Below are 21,247 nucleotides of genomic sequence, written 5' to 3' on the forward strand. Positions count from 1 at the left end.
CCACACCCCATCATGACCATCCCCCAAACAGACTAATGGGTTAGTTAAGGGTTGGGAATTGACGTAATCAATCAAACTCTGGTTATCTCCGAAAAAAGCTCCGTAGTACATACTCTGCAATCGCACAGGGATGCTCCCCCCCCTAAGCCTCATCTCAAAGGGAGATTTCGTTCTTATCCTGAACTCTGCTTATGACTTAGAAGCTATTGAAACAGGGAATACGAAAATTAAAACCACATAGAAGCGAAGTCAACCTTTTTGGCAAAAAACATTATTGTTTGCTCTAAAGGAAGACTGAGGGTTTGCCACACCTTGAGGCGGGAGAAACCTTACTGTAAAAAAAGCCTGCCTTTTCTATCATGAGAGATACACTCACAGATTGAAGTAGCTTCTCGTGACGACCTCTGCTAAAACCCTGCCACTCGTCAAAGAGCCAGAACGCTTGGAAAAACGCCTCAAGGAGATTCCTACTGAACCTGGGGTGTATTTAATGCGGGATTCGAGCGATCGCATCCTCTATATTGGTAAAGCGAAAAAATTGCGCGTGCGCGTTCGTTCTTATTTCCGCGAATCCCAAAAACTTAGCGATCGCATCGCCATGATGGTGCGGCAAATCGCTGAGATTGAGTTCATCGTTACCGATACTGAAGCCGAAGCTTTAGCATTAGAAGCCAATCTTGTCAAGCAGCATCAACCTTACTTCAACGTGCTGCTCAAAGATGACAAGAAATATCCTTATATTCTGATTACCTGGTCAGAGGAATATCCCCGGATTTTCATCACCCGTAACCGGCGCTTGGCGAAGGAGAAAGATAAATACTACGGCCCCTTTGTCGATGCGGGTACACTTCGCACCACTCTGCGTCTAGCCAAACGACTCTTCCCCATGCGGCAACGTCCACAACCATTATTTAAAGACCGTCCCTGTCTCAACTATGATATGGGGCGTTGTCCGGGTGTGTGTCAACAGCTGATTACAGCCGAAGACTATCGTAAGACGATCCAAAAGATTGCCATGGTATTTCAGGGACGAGCGGAGGAATTGATTGATATTTTATCCGAGACCATGAATCAAGCCGCTCAATCCTTGAACTTTGAAGCAGCCGCACGGATTCGCGACCAGATTGCCGGGATTCGGTCTTTAAGTGCTGACCAAAAAGTGTCCTTACCGGATGATACGGTTTCGCGGGATGCGATCGCACTGGCCGCTAACGAGCAACATGCTTGTATTCAGCTATTCCAGATTCGGGCGGGTCGATTGGTGGGACGTTTGGGGTTTTTCGCTGATGCTCAATCAGGGACATCGGGGGCAATTTTACAACGGGTATTAGAAGAACATTACCAAGCCGCAGACTCAGTGGAAATTCCCACAGAGATTTTGGTGCAGCATGAGTTACCCGAAGCGGAGATGTTGGCGGAATATCTGAGCGATCGCAAAGGTCGTAAAGTCACCCTTGTAGTGCCTCAGCGGCAAGTCAAAGCCGAACTGATTGAAATGGTAGAGCGCAATGCCAGATATGAACTAGAGCGCACCCAGAAATTGGCTGACCGCAACACTCAGGCCATGCAGGATTTAGCTGATATTATTGACCTGCCAGACTTGCCGCACCGGATTGAAGGCTACGATATTTCTCATATTCAGGGTTCTAATGCCGTAGCCTCACAAGTCGTATTTATTGACGGTCAACCGGCGAAGCAGCACTATCGCCATTACAAGATTAAAAACCCAGAAGTAAAAGCCGGTCATTCCGATGACTTTGCCAGCCTTGCTGAAGTCATCCGTCGCCGTTTTCGTAAGTATGGAGACGACCCAAACTTACAGCGAGTGGGGAATCCTGATTGGCCGGATTTGGTGATGATTGATGGGGGTAAAGGTCAGCTTTCATCGGTTGTCGCCGTCTTGCAAGAAATGAATTTAATGGAAGATTTGCGTGTGGTGAGTTTAGCCAAGCAGCGAGAGGAAATCTTTCTACCGGGTGAGTCAACCCCATTGCCGACGGATGCAGAACAACCAGGCGTGCAACTGTTGCGGCGTCTGCGGGATGAGGCGCATCGCTTTGCCGTGACGTTCCACCGACAACAACGGAGTGAGAAGTTACGTCATTCCCGGTTAGATGATATTCCGGGACTTGGTTTCCATCGGCAAAAACAACTGTTAGCGCATTTTCACTCGCTTGATTATATTCGGGAGGCAACGCCGCAAAAGTTAGCGGAAGTTTCAGGTATTGGGCCGCGTTTGGCGCAAGAGATTTACGATTATTTTCATCCGTAGTGCGATCGCGTGGAAGGGGTCGCATCTAAGGGGTAAATATGAACTATAACCCGGAAAAACATCATCGCCGCTCAATTCGTCTCAAAGGATATGACTATACACGGGAAGGTGCATACTATTTCACCATTTGTTGTCATCAAAGGCGATGTTTACTGGGAGAAATTCAGGCTGGTGTCATGCATCTAAATATTGTCGGTGCGACTGTTAAAGATGTATGGGAGAATTTACCCCGTCATTTTCCGTTAATTGAATTGGATGCTTTTGTAGTCATGCCCAATCACGTACACGGAATTATCGTTATTACCGACAGCCCTGGTAACTCTAACTCTAACCGTAACAATAACAGTAACCCTAATTGTAGGGGCGAAGCATTCGTGCCAAAATGTAACAACACACCACAACAATCTTCATCCACGAATGCTTCGTCCTTTCCTGGATATAACGACACATCACCACCTCGCGGCACGCAATCCGGTTCAATAGGAGCAATTCTTCAAAATTTCAAATCAGTAGCAACACGCCGAGTTAACCGCATAACTCGGAATTCAGGGACTTTATGGCAACGGAATTATCATGAAGAGATTATTCGTAATGAGAAAGCCTATGAAAACATCAGGCGGTACATTGTGGAAAATCCTCTAAGTTGGGATGAAGATGAGGAGAATCCTCTTAAATTTAAACCCGAATATTAGAAGGATTGGGATTGATTGTTTTCCCGCAGACAGGGCGAAGCATTCGCGTACAAAAATCTAGGACTTCCCGATAAGTTATTGGCGCAAATGCTGACGCTCGTTCCTCGCTACCGCTTCGCTAACGCCCCTACACCTTGATGACTGAATATGGACGAAGAACGCCGCAAAGCCTATCTGAATCTCATCAATGCGCTGCTGAATTGTCCCACTGGCGAGGAACCGCAGATTTTGAATGCCAACCAAGATTTGCTTGATGCTGGATTATTGCAAGCAATGGCACAGGTAGCAGAGTTTTTGGAGAAGAGGGGCGATCGCAACGCTGCTGATTTTTTAATCAATGTTGCCCGTCAGCTAGCTAAGGCACTGACATTGTCCTCATCAACCCCCTCTTCTTCCCCACTCCCTAATTCCGACTCTCAACTTGACTTCCTCTTGCAGGTATTGCAGGCAACCCTGGACAACATAGGTAACTTGGAAGCGGTGTATCCTCTTCTGCAAATGAACCTAGACAAGCTGGATGACAACTTTGCTCATCTGTTGCACCACTGGGCAACGGCTAATCTGTCTCAAGTAAAGCCAGAGGAAGCACAACGCATTGCGGAGGATATTGGGAATTTCAGCTTCCTAATTCAGCAGTTCCGATTGGGCAGCAAAGATAATAACTTGGAGATTGCCATTACAGGTCACGAGATTGCTGCCACAGTTTTTATCCGCGAAGCTTTTCCAGAAAAGTGGGCAAAGATTCAGAACAATCTGGGTGAAGCTTACCGTAACCGGATTCGCGGTGACAAGCCACAAAATATAGAAAAGGCAGTTGTGGTTCTCCAAGATGCCCTGCCATATATCCCCGAAGAATTTCCCGAATTAAGGGCAGCTATTCAAAACAATCTGGGTCTTGCCTACAGAGATCAAGAGCAGATTGAGCAAGCGATCGCAGTTCACAAGGAAGCCCTGAACTTCTATAGCTCTAAGGGGTTGTCTGAACAATGGGCAGACACGCAAAACTATCTGGGCATTGCCTACAGCGACCAAGAGCAGATTGACGAGGCAATCGCAGCTTACGAAAAGGCTCTAACAGTCCGTAGCCGTGGGACAGAAAAATGGACAGAAACCCAAAACAACCTGGCAATTGTATACCGCAAAAAAGGGCAGATTACTCAGGCGATTGCAATCTACCAAGACAACCTAAAAGTTTACACCCGCGAGGAGTTTCAAGAAACATGGGCTAGAACCCAATACAATCTGGGTCATGCTTACACAGAGGAAGGATGGGTTGATAATGCGAGTGCGTCTTACCAATTAGCTCTAGAAGTTTTCACACCCACCGCTTTTCCCATCGAATGCTTCTACTCTGGAAAAAGCCTGGGCGACATGGCTTTTAACGCTGGACGTTGGGAAGAAGCCATTAAGGGGTATGGCGTTGCTATTGAAGCCGTCGAGCTGCGCCGCGCTTGGGCTAGTACTGATACTCGGCGTCAAGAGATTCAGACAGAAGCGATGGATGCCTACGTCAGAATTGTGCAAGCCTACATTAAAATCAACCAACCTGAGAAAGCGATTGAGTACGTCGAGCGCAGCAAAGCCCGCAACTTGGTAGACCTCTTGGCTAATCGCGACCTCTGCCCCAGAGGCGCTTCAGAAAGTGACTGCAATCAACTGAAGCACCTGCGTCGGGAAATCACTGCCAAACAGCGGCAGATGGAGAGTATGCAACAGAATGTCGCCTTTGGCATCGGTGAAGATAGCCCACTCTTGAACCGTGACTACGAATTGCAGGAAGAACTAAATCAGTTGCAGCAACAACTCAATGAGTTGCTGGATCGATTCAAGACTATAGAACCCAGCTTCAGCTTGACTCAACGGGTTGAAATCATCTCCTTTGAGAAGATTCAGACATTGCTACCCAATGACAAAACTGCCCTCATTGAGTGGTACATCCTGGATGAAACCTTAACCTTCCTCACTTTTATCATCACCCGCCACAACCCTGGTATCAGCGTCTGGCAATCTTCTCCAGAAGATGGTCAAGCCTTTGTTGAGTGGCTCCATGAGTATTTGCATTACTACGAGCAATCCTCAAAAATACATTGGAAAGATAACTTAGAGTCTTGTCTCTACCGCCTTGCTGAAATCCTGCATTTGGAGGAAGTTCTCACTCACATACCAGATGGCTGTGACAGGGTGATTCTGATTCCCCATTTCTTACTGCACCTGCTTCCCCTTCACGCTTTGCCTTTGCCTAACCAAAAGGACAAGTGCCTCTTAGACAAATTCCCCCAAGGCGTCCGCTATGCCCCTAGCTGCCAGCTATTACAACTAACTGAAAAACAAGAACGCCCTGACTTCAGCTACCTCTTTGGAATTCAAAACCCCACTCAAGACCTGACCTATGCCAATTTAGAGCTTCAAATCGTGCGTCGTTTCTTTGAGCCTGCCTATGTTCTCATTGAAAAAAATGCGAAAAAAGATGCTTTCAGCACCATCCCCCACACACAACATCTGCGTGCTGCCCATTGCGTTCACTTCTCTTGTCACGGCAAGTTTAACTTTAAATCGCCTGTAAAATCAGCGCTGCTCTTAGCTGACGAGGAACCCCTCACTCTAGGGGAAATCTTTGGTCTCGATCTCAGCCAATGCCGCCTTGTCACCCTCTCTGCCTGCGAAACTGGCATAAATAGCCCCAACGGTCTCAGCGATCAGTATGTTGGCTTGCCCAGCGGCTTTCTATATGCTGGTGCCCTTAGTGTCGTCAGCAGCCTTTGGCTAGCGAATGACTTCTCAACCTGCTTCTTGATGATCAAGTTTTATGAAAATCTCAGAAACTTTCCCAAACTAGAGGCGGGAGAGGTTGCCATTGCCCTCAATCAAGCTCAGATATGGCTGCGAGATTTGACCAGTGAGGAGTTTGAAGCAGTCTTTACCAAATACCAACTGCAAATTGATGAAATTCTTGCCCAGCTACCCAAAGGCGATCGCTTTGAATTTCAGGACTCTCTTGACCAAGCTCGAAGGAAAATTCAGGCTCCCGATCGCCAGCCAAAACCCTTTGCTAATCCTTACTATTGGGCTGCTTTCACAGCTACAGGAGTTTAGTCGAGGATTTCAGCAGGTGTTCTTCTACCTTCTGGTGTGCGGTTGAAGTCATTGTCAAAACTCACCAGTATCAGATTATGTCTCTGGGCAGCTACGTACTGGTAAGCATCATCAAAATCTAGATTGAACTGATTGATTGCTGCCACTAAGTTAGGCGTGTCTTGAGGCTCCAAACGAACTAGCCCCACAGCACCATCGGTAAAAACATCCCGAACAAAGTCTAGCAGCACATTAAATCTATTTCGCCTTGTCAGCAATATCCCAATCGAATTAAAAGAAAAATCGGTAATAAAGAGATTTTCTGTAGGAGTTTGGGTAAGAAATTGAACGGCTTCTTCTGCCCTCTCTTGCTGCAACAGGGGTTCAAGCCAAACATTCGTATCCACTAGATACATATAATTACTCGTTAATCCATCCTTCTAAGGATTGTTTTTGGAGTTCCAGAGAGGTATATTGCTCCTTTAAATCCGCTAGACCCCCTGCCCAATCCAGACGCAGAAACTTGCTTTTTTGACTCTCTAATACTGAGTCAGGAGACTTACAAAAATTCTTCATGCCTACTTTGGCAATGTATAGAGCAATTGGGGTTTCTAGCGCAACCAAGAAAGGCTGGCTACTCGCCGCTAGACTGTTCTTCACCGCTTCTAGCAGTTCCGGTAATAAGTTATCCTTAAAGTCTTCTTCACAAATAACCTGACGGCACTGCTGTAATCCCTGCTCTAGCCAATTTGAAACAAACCTATCGTCTTCCGCCCCTGCCCTACGTGCTAGCACGCGAGACGCACGTTTCAAATCTCCCTCACAAGCCTCAATGACATTAAGCGTTGCGATCGCCTCCGGATACTCCGCCAATTGAGAGCGAAACTTCTCAATTTCTGCTGGTGTAACTGTAGTCATAAAGCTTTCCCTAGAATTAACCTATTCGTGCTTGATGCCAACAGCGTAACATTCCTGATTTCAATCAGTTTTAACTCATAACTGGTCAAAAGATTTAATCATCTGGGAACTGCCAGCACGAAATACGTTCCACATCAGAACTGCCGCAGCTACAGACAGCATCAAACGAGGAGTCAACCCATTCGGCACCACAGGTGCGACAGTGGCAAAAAATATTGTTGTGGTTAGCTACCTCAATTTTTTGCCGCCATTCGCCAAATTCGGAGATGTCTTGTTCAGAGAAACTTTCTGACATTTGATGTTTCTTAACGCCCCCTAGCGCCGGAACGGGCCAGGATTGAGCAGCCGAACTTCACTGATTTTGATGATGTAGGGGTCGAAGTTGTTCTTATTGTAAGAACCGACCCACACTTTATAAATCCCCGCCTGCCACTGACCCGCAATCCCAGGATTTTTGCCCTGGAAGTCATCGTTACACCAAGTCCCACCCGGCCCACTAATGACGATAATGGTGTCCTTAGGACTTTCGACTTGCAGACTCAGGTAGTTGAAAAAGGCTTTCAGATTGATGGTATGGTTCGGCGATTCATCCACAAAACCCACACACGGACCCGTTGGCGTTTCTTTACGACCAGCCACCTGAGTCGCCGGTACCGAACCGCCACTGATGCCCCGAAGCACCATAGGCTCTGGGGAAAACTTGGGTCCAATCGTAACGTTCTCGAACATCGTCGGGGAGCGGGCTGGCTGGGCTTGGGTTTTAGTGCTAATCCAGACACTGGGGATCATTCCCAGCACCAAGCAAGCCGTTAGGCTGAGTGGGGTTACCCAGCGAGAAGTTCTGACAAATTTGGTGCCTCGTTGCTTCACTGGTTTGTGTATTCTAACGGCTATGAACGGCTTTAATGTACGCAGTGACGAGGATATCACCGTTTGGTTCCAACCAGCCTATGGCTCAAGCGTGAAGGTCATGCACCACTGTTCAGGCGGCCTGAGCTAATGCCTGTTGCAAGCGGGCTTTAGCGTGTCCCTGCTGGTGGAGCAGAACCCAAGACTGGATGAGGTCAGGGCCATTCACGTCACCCGTAAGCGCCGCACGCAGCGATCGCATCACCAATCCTTTCTTCACGTTCTTCTCTTTCGTTACCGTTTTAATAATCTCCTGAGCCTGCTCAGCCGTCAATTCCGGGTAATTACCAAGAGTATCAAGGATGGCTTGCACCACTTCAGCTGCACCCTCTTTTTTCATTTGGTCAATCGCCTCAGCCGTCAACTCCACTGACTCTGTAAACAGCATCCGACTCATATCCACCGCCTCCGGTAAGCGCGACAGACTCGGCCCAATCACCGCCGCTAACTGTTCTAACCAAGCCCGATCGCCAACTGGGTCAAATTCAAATCCAGCGTTTTGCCAATAAGGAATCAGCAGATCCACAAGCTGAGAGACTGGCATCGGGTGGAGATATTGACTATTAATCCAATCCAGCTTCGCCCAGTCAAACTTTGCCCCTGCCTTGTTGACACGCTCAAAGCTAAAGGCTTGTGCCGCTTGCTCCAAGGTAAAGATTTCCTGAGTCGAGTCCGGTGGCGACCAACCCAGCAACGTCATGTAATTCACAAGCGCTTCTGCCGTGAATCCCATGTCTTTGAAGTCCGAGATGGAAGTGACGCCATCCCGTTTCGAGAGCTTGGCTCCCTTCTCGTTCAAAATTAAAGGTGTATGAGCAAACTCCGGCACGGCTCCCCCCAACGCTTCATAAAGCAAAATTTGTTTAGGGGTATTGGAAATGTGGTCTTCGCCTCGGATGACCTGGGTAATCTTCATATCAATGTCATCCACAACTACTGCCAAATTGTAGAGTGGCTGACCGATTTCGCCTTGCTTAGAGGCTCTAGCAATCACCATATCACCGCCCAAGTCGCGGCCTTTCCAGGTGAGTTTACCGCGCACTAAGTCGTTCCAGACAATTTCCCGGTCATCTTCAATCTTGAAGCGAATCACCGGCTGTCGCCCTTCGGCTTCAAATGCCGAGCGTTGCTCTGGGGTTAGGTTACGATGGCGGTTGTCATAGCGGGGGGCTTCTTTCCGGGCTTTTTGGGCTTCCCGCAAGGCATTGAGTTCGGCTTCTGTGGTGTAGCAGTAATAAGCCAAGCCTTGAGCCAAAAGCGTTTGAATTGCACCCCGATAAAGGTCAAGACGTTTGGATTGGAACAATGGGCCTTCATCCCAAGTTAATCCCAGCCAGGTAAGACCATCGAGGATATTTTGGGTATATTCAGGGCGCGATCGCTCCAAGTCCGTGTCTTCAATGCGTAAAATAAACTGACCGCCATGATGACGGGCATATAGCCAGTTAAAAACGGCTGTTCTTGCTGTACCGATGTGTAAGTTTCCCGTTGGACTGGGAGCAATCCGGACTCTAACAGTCACAAGATGAATCTCTCTAGTGTTACAAACTTAAGTATATTAAGCTATCACCTTTGCAGGTATCTCACCGCTATGGAGAGAGTGAATTGTGCCTCTACATTGGTTTTCGTGACTTGGCTTAATTTTCATTTGGAAGGTACTGCTCTGGAGTAGCCCTTGGAACATACTGTTTTGAGCAACCTGAGACTGCCCGGAGAATCCGCCTTAATTTCGATTGCCTCAAGGACTCCATCTTTGTTCTGGATTTCGGTGTTCCACATCGGCTTCGACACAAGCTGTCCTCTGCGGCAAGCACCTGTGAAGCCTATGCGTTCACGAGTTTCCACACCATCGGTGATGCGATAAGCAAACCAGAGCCAGTTACCAGCATGGGGTTTTGTTTGCACAGAGTTCACATTCAGAGATAAGATATCCCCTTTTTGGGTTTTACCCATTGTCAGCCAACGTTCGCTAACCTCGGATTCTTGTGCGAACACAGGACTCATACCGGGCAGTGCGATAGCGAATAGGGTCAAGGCTGTTGTCAAAGTCGTGACTAGGCGCATTGTCTGTCTCTTCTTCTGGGTGGGTGTGTGGCAAATACCCCTGCGTTTAAGACATCAACTGGGTACCTGAGCCTCTGGCTCAAACCCTAACTGTTACTTCAACAGCCGCTTGAGTCATTCCTGAAAGTTGCGCCTAGCTTTCAAGCAATACATTCATTGGTGGTGGGTGGGTGGCGATCAAGCACAGCCTCAGCCGCAATAACTAGCGCTTACCTGCACTGCCCACCGGACATCAACTAACCGACTCACTTATTCCTCTTTTTTACGGGACTGACGGGGCTCGAACCCGCAACTTCCGCCGTGACAGGGCGGTGCTCTAACCAATTGAACTACAGTCCCAATTTTTGCGCCTCTCTAATTATTCATACCTTCTCTAAGTTTGTCAACTTCTTTTTTGAAAGACAATTTTAGGGGATTGACTGGAGGGGGTTTAAGGGGCACAGCCGTGCGCCCCTACGGCAATGGGTATTGGTTTTATTTGTGACGGATTTGCTCGTAAATCTCCAAATAGTCTTTCCCTGGATGGTTCCAGGAGTAGTCGTAGCTCATACCTTGACTGACGAGTTTGCGGAACTCTTCGGGATATTGATACCACAACCCAATCGCCCGATCCATTGCCGATTCCAGGGCATAAGGGTCTGTGTCGTAGAATACATAACCATTACGCTCCTCCGGCAGGTATTTTTCATCGTAGTCTCGGTCAAACACGGTATTGACCAAACCCCCGACTCCCCGGACAATTGGCACTGTGCCGTACTTTAACCCAATCATCTGAGTGAGTCCACAGGGTTCGTAGTTGCTGGGAACGACAATCATATCGGCCCCGGCATAGATCAGGTGGGACAATTCTTCGTTAAAGCCAAGCTCCAAATGAACGTCGGGGTTATCGTTCAAAATGCGCTTTTCGTGCTGGAAATGGGCGTTAATTCCCGGTTCTGTGGCTGAACCCAAGAGGACAAATTGCGCGTCCCGCTGGAGGGCGTAGTAGATGGCATGATGGACGAGGTGAACGCCTTTTTGGTCATCTAAACGACCGATGTAGGCAATCAGGGGTTTATCGACATCGCGCAGCAAAAGCCGATCCCGCAGGGCTTTTTTGTTCTTGGCTTTGCCTTCTAGGTCTTCCTTACTGTAGTGATGAGGAATGTAGCGGTCTACTTCAGGATTCCAGAAATCATTATCAATGCCGTTGAGTACCCCGGTGAACTTCTCCTGGTACACATGCAAGGTGTGACCTAATCCATATCCAATCGGAGTGAAACGAGCTTCCCAGGCATGATGGGGCGAAACGGTGGTTACGGCGTTGGAGTAAACAATGCCCCCTTTCATGAAGTTCAAGGCAAAGGGGTTGAAATTGTCACGCAGGCGATCGTATTGGAAGTAATAAGATGAATTATTTAATCCCGTTGCCCACAAAACCTCTGTACCACCTATCCCTTGATGTTTAAAGTTGTGGATGGTGTAGCAAACCCGTTGATTTCCCATCTCATACTTGTAGTCCTCAAACAGCATGACGGGAATTAAGCCAGTTTGCCAGTCATGACAATGGATCACATCAGGTCGCTTATTGCTCTTTTGTAGAAATTCCAAAGCGGCTTTGCTGAAGAAGGCAAACCGCATATTGTCGTCGTCGCAACCGTAGTAACAGCCCCGGTTGAAGAAATTATCTGGAGAGTGGGGTTCAATAAAGAAACACAGCCGCCCGTGTACCCATCCGCAATAGACAGAACAGTGAATTGCGCCGCCATACCAGGGTACCCATAAATCACGATAGGCATCATGGAGTCCCCAAATATGGTCGTACCTCATGCAGTCGTACTTCGGCAGAATCAGTTCTACCGTATTCCCCCGAATTTCTAACTCCCGACTTAGTCCGTAAACGACATCGCCTAAGCCTCCAGCTTTGATGACGGGAGCGCACTCAGAGGCGATTTGTACGATATACATTTTTCCTCCTGACTCAGTAACAAAATATCTTCTTAATTTCACAGAAGTATATATATTCTGGGGAAATACGCAACCTGACCTTTGGGAATAAACAGCAGATAAGAACCGCAGCTAACACTAGTTGGGCGATTCCTGTAGAAAAGCTGCGTTCGCTACTGCCGGATATTGCGCTGTAACGGTTAGGTTCGGAGCTTTGCCTATTGGTTGCAATCCGTAGAATGGAGCACAAAGCTCGTCTGACTTTTTGAGGAAGCGATCGCAAATGGTAAGCTACCTGTACCGTCTTTTGCAAGATGATTTGATGCGTTACGCTAGTGATTTAGCAAAGCCATGCCGAAGGTTATACGTACCCTCTGGGAATGTGCGATCGCACTCATGAATCTGAGCTATTAAGTTGGATATCCTTTTCCATTACATAATTGATGAATTTCATTCCTCTGCGCTCAACTTCTTGGGGAGTTATCACTCTAAATCCCCTGCGTTCAAAAAACGGTCTAGCTGTGATGCTAGCCTCTGTAAATAATTTTTGTATGCCTAAGTTTTTTGCTGTTAACTGAATTTGATTCATCAATCTAGTTCCAACGCCCCTGCTTTGATAGTCTGCGTGGCAATAGAAACAACCAATATGACCCGTTTTTTCTAACTCCGCAAATCCAATGACTTTTCCCTCTTCCTCAGCCACGTAAGTCATTTTACTCTGCAAGCGCTCGCTCCATTGGGCATAATTCATATCCTTGGGTGCCCAAGCATCGACTTGTTCGTTAGAGTAATCTCGAATATTAATTCTATGAATGGTGTCATAGAATAAGTGCATTATTTCTTGAGTATCACTATTTTTAAATTCTCTAATGAGCATTGCGTTAGTCTTTGTTTAGTGGATTTAATAATACGATTAGGGCAAAACGGCTAGGAAGAGTACCTCCAAGTCATGTCACAAAAGCGCGATCGCACTGGAAGCATAACTGAGAAACTTCACCTATCTCTGGGCTAGCTTGAGGGCATGATTAATTTATTCCTGCATCCGAACTCAGCAATCGCTGTCTTAGGCTAGAGTTGAGGGCAATTAGCCCGAAGGCGTCGCCAGAGGCGATTGCACACAGCGCAGCGCCAGAGGTGATCGCTCAATGAGTATCGAGGAATGTCCTATGACTGCAACAGTACCCTCTACCAACCTACCGACTTTAGAGGAATTAAGGTCAGGTTTACCCAATATCTGCGGATGGGAGACAGAAATCAGTTCGGTGGTGAACCATCATGAACCCGTATTTTTGCCTAGGACGAATCTTCGTTTGGAAGACATCACGGCGGGATTTGCCTGCGCCCTCCACATGCACCAACCCACCATCCCGGCGGGTGCCAATGGCGAACTCATCAGCAATCTCCAGCACATGTTTGAACATCCCAACCAAGGGGATAACCACAATGCGGAACCCTTTGCTTGGTGTTATAGCCGCATGGGAGAGTTTATTCCCCAACTGGTTTGGGAGGGTTGCAATCCTCGAATTATGCTCGATTACTCTGGCAATTTATTGTGGGGATTGCGCCAATTGGGACGAGAGGACATTCTCAACAATCTCAAACGGATTACCTGTGACTCCCAGTACCAGCCTTATGTGGAATGGTTAGGAACGATGTGGAGTCATGCTGTCGTGCCCTCAACACCAATTCCTGATATTAAACTCCACATTCAGGCGTGGCAACATTATTTTGCCGCCATTTTTGGCTACGATGCCCTGAAGCGGGTTAAAGGTTTTTCGCCGCCAGAAATGCACCTACCTAATCACCCAGATACTCTGTATGAATACATCAAAGCCTTAAAAGAATGCGGCTATCGCTGGTTGATGGTACAGGAACATTCGGTGGAAAAACTGGATGGTTCAGGATTAGGGCATGAACAGAAATATATTCCCAATCGTTTAGTTGCTCGCAATTCTCAAGGCGAAACAATCAGCATCACGGCACTGATTAAAACTCAGGGTTCGGATACAAAGTTAGTCGCTCAAATGCAGCCTTATTTTGAGGCCAAGGGACGGGAAAAACAACAATTAGGTAATCTCAGCGTTCCTTCTGTTGTGACCCAAATTGCCGATGGGGAAAACGGCGGTGTGATGATGAATGAATATCCCCGTGATTTCTTCCGAATTTATCATGAATTGCGCGATCAAGGGGGCGGGAGAACAGGGGTTGTTCCCATCAATGGTACGGAATATCTGGAACTGATGGAGGCAGCCGGGGTTAATTCTGAGGATTATCCCACTTGCCAAGGGATTAATCAGCATAAGATTTGGCAACGGGTTGACCCAGAGAATGCAACACCAGAAGCCGTAGAAAAGGCGATCGTACAATTGAAAGAAACTGATCATCAGTTCCACATGGATGGTGCGTCTTGGACGAATAGTTTAAGTTGGGTCAAAGGCTATGAAAATGTTTTAGGGCCAATGAATCAACTCAGCGCTGCATTTCACCAAAAGTATGACTCCCTAGTGCAGCAAGATGCTTCAACCACCAAACAGTTTGAATACCAGCAAGCTTTGCTGTATAACTTATTACTGCAAACGAGTTGTTTCCGCTATTGGGGGCAGGGAACTTGGACAGATTATGCGCGTGAATTTTATCGACGTGGTGAAGCTTTACTGAGGTAATTGCTCAGTACGTTCATCGAATAAAAGCGGCTGTTTGGGCAGTAAATGCATCTTGTGAAATGCCAGGGGTTCATATCCCCGACTTCTTAAAGAAGTCGGGGATATTTTTTTTAATTGATATTAATCAGCTCAAAGCCGCTGTTTCAAAATAGCCCTGAATTCACTCTGTTGTTCAATCGAGCCAGCTAACAGAATACCAATTTTTCCAACCAGAATACTACCCCAATTAACCAGCACAACACCTGTATCATTTTGAGGATTAAACTCAATACCCCTGAGATCAAGTTGATCGAGTGAGCGATATTGGGTTATGAAGGTTTCGTGACTCCAACTTTTAAGCTTGAGTTTGTTCGCAATACCGGTGGGATAAGAAGCACCATTAAAGCGTGGGTTGCACTCAATGGCTAAATAACGAGTTTGTCCTCCCTCTTCTACAACCGCAACATCAAATGCAAACACATCTTTCATTCCTCGTTGTGCCATCCACTCCGCTATCGGTTCCACAGTTTCCCAAGGTTGATGTGTACTAGGATAGCGATTACCGCTATGTGCAAACCCATCGAGGATCTGTTCTGTTGCAGCGAGACGTTTTACCCCATCAGCTGTAACACAATATTGCAAATTGAGAAAATTTGAAGCCGTTATCTCCTCCTGAACTTGTAACGGTAAATCATCGGCAAGTATTTTCAATGCTTGACTTAGCTGCTCTTGGTTTTCACATCGACTAATTCCGGCACCATCGACAGAAACTGCTGGTTTGAGATAACACGGATAGGGTAAAGTTTCATCGTTTTTGATTCCGGCTTTGTTTTGAAAACAAAGTGTTTTTGGTACGCTAATTCCCAGCTCTTGTGCCAGTTGTATAAACTTATTCTTGGAGTTCATCGACTCAACAACCTTACACCAGTCAGAATCCATCTGGCGAAACCAATCTGCCTCCAAACTAGCTTGATTTGTACTATCACCAAAATAAAAAACCGAAATGTCATAGTTAGGATAATCGGCCAATATTTTCAGCGAAACATCCCAAATAATATTTTGACTATGGCTTAAACCAATCCGTGCATAATGAGCGGTAATCGCATTCCATTGTGGCTTTAAATTCGGGTACAACTGAATAATATCTTCAGGTTCAGTCTGGCCTAAAACTCTGCCGGAATAAAGATGATTACCGAGTACAGACTCATGAGTACAGGTCATGATGTCATGGTTGAAAATTTTATGGCGAATCACTTTTAAATCTCCGTCACGCAAGTAGACAGGTTTGTTCATGAACGTACACCTCCAACTTCCGACTGAATTAAAAAGGTGGCTTGAGTCTAAAGATGTGGCATGGAGGTAGCTTTAGCGATATAGCCAGCCGAATATTGAGAGGATAAATTGTATCCTCCCGTTTGTTAGAGTGGAAAGTCATTTTACGAGTGTGGAGTGTGTCCTACCGTCCCCACGGAATAGAGCCTCTGAGTCCGAGCAATTGGGTAATTAAGTTATGAACCAAGAGAGAATAGACGATGAAACTCTGCTGACTCTGGTGTCCTCGAATGGGTTGAGAGTACGGGAAAATTGGGCAGGTTAACACCAGTTGTTCATTGATGAATCTGCTTCATCTACGGATAAGTGAAATGAAGCTAGCACACCCAAACTCATTGAGGCGTGGCTAATTTAAGGGTTCGCTATTCCCTTGAGTGACGAACTGTATCCCATCCGAGGAAGATAGACGAAAACTGTACCTAAATGCAACTCCAAGAGCTAATTATTATTAACAATTCCTGACAAATGAGGATTAATACTTAGACGCGTGATTGGCAGGGTGTGTCCTCAATGGTGTAAATTAATACAAAATTTTAAAGGATACTTTGAGACGAGGTTGTTAATTTGGCTTAATCAGCAGCTAATAGGCTATCCTCGGTGAGGCTATTGAACTAGAGAACTTCCAGCGTATCCAGAGCCAAACTATCCGTTCTCAGCAAGACGTACATCGGAGTATCGGTTTCCTTCCAAGATTCGACAGCTTCCTGGAAAATATCTAGTACAATTGACCACTCTGAAGGCTCGTTGTGGGCAAAATTATCGGGTTGAGTATACAACAAGATATATCCATCCGCTGACAACCAACTTAGGTCATTCATACAGTCAGAAAACGCATCCCAATTATCACCAAAATAGTCTGGGAAATTCATCGTTTGAGCCGAGGCTTGGAAAAACTCAGCTTTGGTTGCCACATCATTTCCATTAATGTAGAAGAATTGAAAACCATACTCTTTGCACCAAGAGGATAGCTCATCAATGTTTACTTCCGTGGTAAGTCTGTATAGCCCAGAACTCAGTTCACCCTTAAGTATTGCGAGCAGTTTATCCATTTTTTTTATTGCACTCTGACAAAGCTTCTATAGTGGTCGCCGGTATAATAAATCTCATTCCCCTGTCCCGTAACAAGCCGTCGTGCGCCTCGATTCGGAGAGCCTGGAGTGGGAACGGTGTACTCTCGATAGTATCCGACAGGTGCGAGAGGCAGTCTTTTTTCACGATTTCTGAAGATAGTACCATCCTGTCGATAAGGAAATGGGCCTCCTTGGTTGATTAAGTTGATAGTAATTTGCGCTTCACGAGGTAGCTTGTTGATAGGAAGAGTTGGCATCTGCCTTTGGGCAGTTATGGTAGTGCCTGCCTCTTGCGTGATGGGCTGAAGTTTTACCTTTGCTTCAGCCAGAGGACTCAATCCGATCAACGTCAAGCTACTTAATAGTAAACTGAAGCCTTTGCGGAATAGCTTCATGAGACGCCTATAGAATGTTGGTATTCCAAATATACATCTGGGATCATAGTCCCGCCATCCTTGCTGGCGTCGCTATTGAGCTGGTTGAGCGTTAATATCATGCGAGGAGAAGGAATTCGTGCCTCTGGAATAGGTTGAGCTAGTGTTGTAGAATTCAACGTGCTTATCACTCTGGCAAGAAGCAGGGGTTTAGCTAAGATAGACGTAAGCTGCCTTGGACTCATTAAGCTCCACGGAATCAGGGTGTATTAAGTTTCCGTTGTTCTTCCTTGATGAGATAGGCACGTTACCGTTTCCCTTTTGGCAACGGCTGTCCTCGGTATTCGCTTCGCCTCACTGAAGTAGCTTTGGATAGTTGATGTTTTCAGTGCCTCTATTACCCACTTCCTGGCGTTAGTTGCCCCAGACATTTTGGACAAACAGAGAATAACAAGAATGGCAAACTAACTCGTATGGTTTGATACTTGCATTTCTAGATTTTTAACATAAACTTGTGTAAAGCCGAAGTTTTCAGAAGGTTGAGGCAGTCAAACGAAGGATGAAGGATGAAACTAATCCTCCTATAGAGGGATGAGGCATAGATATTGAAAAAACAATTTTTTTGCCTTCTCACTAAAGCTACGGGATTGGGGTTCGTCATGTGCCGCTCATCCCCGATTTCATCCTTTATTCTTGACAATTCAGCCTTCTAAACCCAATTACTTCTCAATTAATCATCGACGAAATTAACTCCAGGAAAGAAGTATTATGTTAAATGCAGCCAACAACCAGCCTCTTCACCATGTTGTCATTGTTGGAGGCGGATTTGGTGGGCTTTATGCCGCACAAGCGCTGAGAAAAGCTCCCGTCAAGGTCACATTAATTGATAAACGAAACTTTCATTTGTTTCAGCCCTTACTTTATCAAGTGGCGACAGGGGGCTTATCGGCGGGTGATATTTCATCCCCTTTACGAGCGGTTTTGAGCCGTCAGAAAAATACCCAAGTGTTGATGGGGAAAGTGACGGATGTAGACCCCAAACAGCAAAAAATTAGACTCAATGATCAAGAACTAAGCTACGACACATTAATTGTTGCCACTGGCGTGAGCCACCACTACTTCGGTAATGAACAATGGGCAGAGAAAGCCCCTGGATTGAAAACTGTGGAAAACGCCCTGGATATTCGTCGTCGTGTTTTTCTAGCGTTTGAAGCCGCAGAAAAAGAAACTGACCCCGAAAAGCGTCGTGCGTGGTTAACCTTTGTGATTGTGGGAGGTGGCCCGACCGGTGTTGAATTAGCCGGGGCTTTAGCTGAACTGGCTCACAATACCTTAAAGGACGACTTCCGCAGCATCAATACCTCGGAAGCCAAAATTTTGCTTTTAGAAGGGATAGACCGCGTTTTGCCGCCTTACCCACCCGAATTGTCGGCAAAAGCCCAAGCCTCCCTGGAGGATTTGGGGGTTACGGTGCAGACAAACACTTTAGTGACTAATATTGAGGACAATCTCGTCACGATTCGTCGGGGTGACCAAATTGAGCAAATTCCATCGCAGACGATTCTTTGGGCGGCGGGCATGAAAGCCTCTAAGATGGGGGAGATACTCGCCAACGCTACGGGTGTACCCTGCGATCGCGCAGGACGAGTAATTGTGCAGCCCGACCTGACGATACCGGACTATCCGAATATTTTTGTGATTGGGGACTTAGCCAATTTCCCGCACCAATACGAAGATGGCAAACCCCTACCAGGAGTCGCACCCGTGGCGATGCAAGAAGGGCAGTATGTGGCTAATCTGATCAAAAAGCGGTTTAAAGGAGAGACTCTGCCAGCCTTCCACTATAAGGACTACGGCAGCTTAGCAGTGATTGGACGCCATGCGGCAGTCGTAGATTTTGGTTTCATCAAGTTTTCCGGGTTCCTGGCATGGCTCATCTGGACTTTCGTTCACATCTTCTTCTTAATTGAGTTTGACAATAAGATTTTGGTGATGATTCAGTGGGGGTGGAATTACTTCACCCGCAAACAAGGGGCACGTCTGATTACCAATCAAGAACCTGTACCGCCGATAGAAGTTGAAGAGGAGAGTAATTATCGAACGCCAGTGAAAGCGTAGGTTAACTTATTCGTGCCACAGTGGAGTCAAATCTTAAAAACCAAGTAAACCAGATAGAAATAGGTTTCTCTGGCTAGGAACTTCATTTGGCTACTCACACTTTGATAGCGGGTGGTTGGTGTGGGAGAGGGATAGGCATCCATTCCCATCTCTCGCGCCATTCGTAGAGATCGCTTCATGTGCAAGGGATCGCTGACAATCAGTATCCGTTTCAAATCGTGAGACGTTGCCACCTGATGGGAGTAATAGAGGTTCTGCTGTGTCGTTCTCGATCGCGTTTCGGTCAAAATGTCGGCTTCTGCTACACCTTGTTGCATGGCGTAGTGCTTGCCAACAACCGACTCTGCCAGTTCATCGCCATCGCCTTTTCCCCCCGTAAAAATCAGGGTTTTGACCTTTGCCGCTTTATAGAGCGCGATCGCATGGTTGAGCCGTTCTCTAAACACGGGAGAGGGTTGGTTTCCCCATGCCGCCGCGCCCAAAACAATCGCCGCATCCGCCTGAATACGGGTGGAGTTGCTGCCATAACGATAAATGCTCCAAGCTGAGTATGCGATCGCCGTAAGGCTCAGGGATACCAACCCAAGTAAAGTGTTAATCAGCCATTTCTTTTTGTTCATATCAGACCCCATGTGCGATTTATATAGACAGGGGAATAAATATTTCTGTTTCCATTCCCTATTTTTCAGCGAGGTTTCTGTTAAAAAGTGAGCAAAATCACTCAAACTAGTAGTATTCCCTCACTCGGTTGGAGTTCGGCAATCACACAAAATCTCAGTTAGGTTCACAAATTGAACGGAGTTTAATCACAGGCCGATTGGCAGATTAACCAGATACTTAAACACGTCTTCATTGACTGTTGCAAAAACTTAATAATGCAACCCCAGAAACAACGATGTGCATTGCAGGTTACTTATCAGACTTTTCCCTAGCAGAAATTTGTCACCTGATCGAGACAGGAAAGCAAACAGGCTTGCTGACACTTCGTGCCTGCAACCCAACTCAAGCAAGCTCTGTTGCTGTGCGTTATATCTGGGTCTATCAAGGTCGCCTTGTAGCCGTCGCTCCTCAGTTAGACCAACAAAGTTTAATATCGTTAATTGCACAATGTCAGTGGATTAATCAGCCGAGATTTGCTCAACTCGTTCAGACCTGCCCGACCCATCAACCCTTAGGTTCCTATCTTAAATACAAAGGTGTCTTACAAGCCCAACAACTGAAATGGCTATTTCAGGTTCAAGTTTTGCAGTCGATGCGTAGCTTGTTTCAACTCAAGGATGCTGAGTTTGAGTTCAACTCTACGGTAAAACTACCGACGCGAGAATTGACGGGGTTGAGTATACCGGCGACGGAAGCGACATTGATCGGGTTACGTGAAGCGCAACGAGTTCTGAGTGAGAAATCCCATCGACAGGGTAAAGAGTCGCTGCCAAACTCGGACGTTTTAGCCGCTCAATTACCCCATCCTAATCAAGGTTTAATCAGTACAATTACTCATCACCCCCACCATCGGCTCAATACTTTAGAATGGCAGGTTTGGGAGTATACCAATGGAACCGTTTCTCTCAAAGCGATCGCAAGACAGCTCAAACTCCCCATCAAACAAGTGCAGCAAATTGCTTTTCGGTTAATTGCCGTCGGTTTAGTGAAAGAAGTGCCTTTGTTGGTTGACGCCCCATCCCAATCGGTGAGCGATATACTCCCTGCTCAGTTACTCCAAGAAGCCGAACGCCGGAACGTCACGCATTTATTTTTGGACAACTTTGGGGAATTTTTAGGCAATATTTAAATCATTGCTCAATCATTAAAAGCTCGGTCTGGCTTTATCAACAAGACCGAATTAACGAAAAATGTGGCA

The 21,247-nt window shown here is 46.5% G+C and carries 18 protein-coding genes, 1 tRNA gene and 1 pseudogene; 6 read left to right on the forward strand and 14 right to left on the reverse strand.

Features of this window, described 5'->3' with window-relative positions:
* Positions 1 to 126 (reverse strand): annotated as a pseudogene (locus tag NDI48_28390) (ISKra4 family transposase).
* 268 nt (positions 127 to 394) lie between these two features.
* Between NDI48_28390 and uvrC the strand changes: the two are divergent.
* The 3 genes from uvrC to NDI48_28405 all read left to right on the forward strand — a co-directional run bounded on the left by uvrC (position 395) and on the right by NDI48_28405 (position 6,057).
* Positions 395 to 2,272, forward strand: coding sequence for an excinuclease ABC subunit UvrC (uvrC, locus tag NDI48_28395; protein MEP0835087.1), 1,878 nt, complete (start codon positions 395 to 397; stop codon positions 2,270 to 2,272).
* Between the two features lie 38 nt (positions 2,273 to 2,310).
* Positions 2,311 to 2,964 carry a transposase gene (locus NDI48_28400; protein ID MEP0835088.1) on the forward strand — a complete coding sequence of 218 codons (654 nt, stop codon included), beginning with the start codon at positions 2,311 to 2,313 and terminating at the stop codon, positions 2,962 to 2,964.
* Between the two features lie 147 nt (positions 2,965 to 3,111).
* A complete protein-coding gene (locus tag NDI48_28405; GenBank protein MEP0835089.1) occupies positions 3,112 to 6,057 on the forward strand; it encodes a CHAT domain-containing protein in 2,946 nt (981 codons plus the stop codon).
* Here NDI48_28405 and NDI48_28410 read toward each other — a convergent pair.
* From NDI48_28410 to NDI48_28450, 9 genes are all read right to left on the reverse strand, one after another.
* Positions 6,054 to 6,452, reverse strand: a complete 399-nt coding sequence (locus NDI48_28410; GenBank protein ID MEP0835090.1) for a PIN domain-containing protein — start codon at positions 6,450 to 6,452, stop codon at positions 6,054 to 6,056. The two genes, NDI48_28405 and NDI48_28410, sit on opposite strands and share 4 nt — an antisense overlap.
* Before the next feature lie 4 nt (positions 6,453 to 6,456).
* The gene (locus NDI48_28415) at positions 6,457 to 6,954 is read right to left on the reverse strand and encodes a hypothetical protein (GenBank protein ID MEP0835091.1); all 498 of its coding nucleotides are present in this window, start codon (positions 6,952 to 6,954) and stop codon (positions 6,457 to 6,459) included.
* 94 nt (positions 6,955 to 7,048) lie between these two features.
* A complete protein-coding gene (locus tag NDI48_28420) occupies positions 7,049 to 7,249 on the reverse strand; it encodes a hydrogenase maturation nickel metallochaperone HypA (GenBank protein ID MEP0835092.1) in 201 nt (66 codons plus the stop codon).
* 20 nt (positions 7,250 to 7,269) lie between these two features.
* A complete protein-coding gene (locus tag NDI48_28425; GenBank protein MEP0835093.1) occupies positions 7,270 to 7,824 on the reverse strand; it encodes a hypothetical protein in 555 nt (184 codons plus the stop codon).
* A gap of 112 nt (positions 7,825 to 7,936) precedes the next feature.
* Positions 7,937 to 9,385, reverse strand: a complete 1,449-nt coding sequence (gene gltX, locus NDI48_28430) for a glutamate--tRNA ligase (GenBank protein ID MEP0835094.1) — start codon at positions 9,383 to 9,385, stop codon at positions 7,937 to 7,939.
* A gap of 122 nt (positions 9,386 to 9,507) precedes the next feature.
* Positions 9,508 to 9,927: a hypothetical protein gene (locus tag NDI48_28435; protein MEP0835095.1), complete on the reverse strand. Its 420-nt coding sequence runs from the start codon at positions 9,925 to 9,927 to the stop codon at positions 9,508 to 9,510.
* A 265-nt stretch (positions 9,928 to 10,192) separates the two neighbouring features.
* Positions 10,193 to 10,266: transfer RNA gene (locus NDI48_28440), tRNA-Asp, on the reverse strand.
* A gap of 135 nt (positions 10,267 to 10,401) precedes the next feature.
* Positions 10,402 to 11,874 (reverse strand): glycogen synthase GlgA, encoded by a 1,473-nt coding sequence (glgA, locus tag NDI48_28445; protein ID MEP0835096.1) that lies wholly within the window; start codon positions 11,872 to 11,874, stop codon positions 10,402 to 10,404.
* Between the two features lie 373 nt (positions 11,875 to 12,247).
* Complete coding sequence (locus tag NDI48_28450; GenBank protein MEP0835097.1) at positions 12,248 to 12,730, reverse strand: GNAT family N-acetyltransferase; 483 nt, start codon at positions 12,728 to 12,730, stop codon at positions 12,248 to 12,250.
* A gap of 289 nt (positions 12,731 to 13,019) precedes the next feature.
* Here NDI48_28450 and NDI48_28455 point away from each other — a divergent pair, with 289 nt between their 5' ends.
* A complete protein-coding gene (locus tag NDI48_28455) occupies positions 13,020 to 14,516 on the forward strand; it encodes a glycosyl hydrolase family 57 (GenBank protein MEP0835098.1) in 1,497 nt (498 codons plus the stop codon).
* 129 nt (positions 14,517 to 14,645) lie between these two features.
* On the opposite strand, the gene NDI48_28460 is transcribed toward NDI48_28455, so the two are convergent.
* From NDI48_28460 to NDI48_28470, 3 genes are all read right to left on the reverse strand, one after another.
* Positions 14,646 to 15,788: an ATP-grasp domain-containing protein gene (locus tag NDI48_28460; GenBank protein ID MEP0835099.1), complete on the reverse strand. Its 1,143-nt coding sequence runs from the start codon at positions 15,786 to 15,788 to the stop codon at positions 14,646 to 14,648.
* A gap of 650 nt (positions 15,789 to 16,438) precedes the next feature.
* Positions 16,439 to 16,876: a barstar family protein gene (locus NDI48_28465; GenBank protein ID MEP0835100.1), complete on the reverse strand. Its 438-nt coding sequence runs from the start codon at positions 16,874 to 16,876 to the stop codon at positions 16,439 to 16,441.
* A 5-nt stretch (positions 16,877 to 16,881) separates the two neighbouring features.
* The gene (locus tag NDI48_28470; protein ID MEP0835101.1) at positions 16,882 to 17,292 is read right to left on the reverse strand and encodes a guanyl-specific ribonuclease Sa; all 411 of its coding nucleotides are present in this window, start codon (positions 17,290 to 17,292) and stop codon (positions 16,882 to 16,884) included.
* A 747-nt stretch (positions 17,293 to 18,039) separates the two neighbouring features.
* Between NDI48_28470 and NDI48_28475 the strand changes: the two genes are divergently transcribed.
* Positions 18,040 to 19,389, forward strand: coding sequence for an NAD(P)/FAD-dependent oxidoreductase (locus NDI48_28475; protein ID MEP0835102.1), 1,350 nt, complete (start codon positions 18,040 to 18,042; stop codon positions 19,387 to 19,389).
* A 26-nt stretch (positions 19,390 to 19,415) separates the two neighbouring features.
* Here NDI48_28475 and NDI48_28480 read toward each other — a convergent pair whose 3' ends face one another.
* The gene (locus tag NDI48_28480; protein ID MEP0835103.1) at positions 19,416 to 20,009 is read right to left on the reverse strand and encodes a YdcF family protein; all 594 of its coding nucleotides are present in this window, start codon (positions 20,007 to 20,009) and stop codon (positions 19,416 to 19,418) included.
* A gap of 239 nt (positions 20,010 to 20,248) precedes the next feature.
* On the opposite strand from NDI48_28480, the gene NDI48_28485 reads away from it, so the two are divergent.
* Positions 20,249 to 21,178, forward strand: a complete 930-nt coding sequence (locus NDI48_28485; GenBank protein MEP0835104.1) for a DUF4388 domain-containing protein — start codon at positions 20,249 to 20,251, stop codon at positions 21,176 to 21,178.
* Positions 21,179 to 21,247: the final 69 nt, after the last annotated feature.

It is taken from the genome of Microcoleus sp. AS-A8 (genome assembly GCA_039962225.1).
Taxonomy (GTDB): Bacteria; Cyanobacteriota; Cyanobacteriia; order Cyanobacteriales; family Coleofasciculaceae; genus Allocoleopsis.

Bases quoted from the DNA above. Each gene is read 5' to 3' on its own strand.
- NDI48_28400 (MEP0835088.1), top strand. From the start codon at position 2,311: ATGAACTATAACCCGGAAAAACATCATCGCCGCTCAATTCGTCTCAAA.
- NDI48_28405 (MEP0835089.1), top strand. From the start codon at position 3,112: ATGGACGAAGAACGCCGCAAAGCCTATCTGAATCTCATCAATGCGCTG.
- NDI48_28410 (MEP0835090.1), bottom strand. From the start codon at position 6,452: ATGTATCTAGTGGATACGAATGTTTGGCTTGAACCCCTGTTGCAGCAA.
- NDI48_28415 (MEP0835091.1), bottom strand. From the start codon at position 6,954: ATGACTACAGTTACACCAGCAGAAATTGAGAAGTTTCGCTCTCAATTG.
- NDI48_28420 (MEP0835092.1), bottom strand. From the start codon at position 7,249: ATGTCAGAAAGTTTCTCTGAACAAGACATCTCCGAATTTGGCGAATGG.
- NDI48_28435 (MEP0835095.1), bottom strand. From the start codon at position 9,927: ATGCGCCTAGTCACGACTTTGACAACAGCCTTGACCCTATTCGCTATC.
- glgA (MEP0835096.1), bottom strand. From the start codon at position 11,874: ATGTATATCGTACAAATCGCCTCTGAGTGCGCTCCCGTCATCAAAGCT.
- NDI48_28450 (MEP0835097.1), bottom strand. From the start codon at position 12,730: ATGCTCATTAGAGAATTTAAAAATAGTGATACTCAAGAAATAATGCAC.
- NDI48_28455 (MEP0835098.1), top strand. From the start codon at position 13,020: ATGACTGCAACAGTACCCTCTACCAACCTACCGACTTTAGAGGAATTA.
- NDI48_28460 (MEP0835099.1), bottom strand. From the start codon at position 15,788: ATGAACAAACCTGTCTACTTGCGTGACGGAGATTTAAAAGTGATTCGC.
- NDI48_28465 (MEP0835100.1), bottom strand. From the start codon at position 16,876: ATGGATAAACTGCTCGCAATACTTAAGGGTGAACTGAGTTCTGGGCTA.
- NDI48_28470 (MEP0835101.1), bottom strand. From the start codon at position 17,292: ATGAAGCTATTCCGCAAAGGCTTCAGTTTACTATTAAGTAGCTTGACG.
- NDI48_28475 (MEP0835102.1), top strand. From the start codon at position 18,040: ATGTTAAATGCAGCCAACAACCAGCCTCTTCACCATGTTGTCATTGTT.
- NDI48_28480 (MEP0835103.1), bottom strand. From the start codon at position 20,009: ATGAACAAAAAGAAATGGCTGATTAACACTTTACTTGGGTTGGTATCC.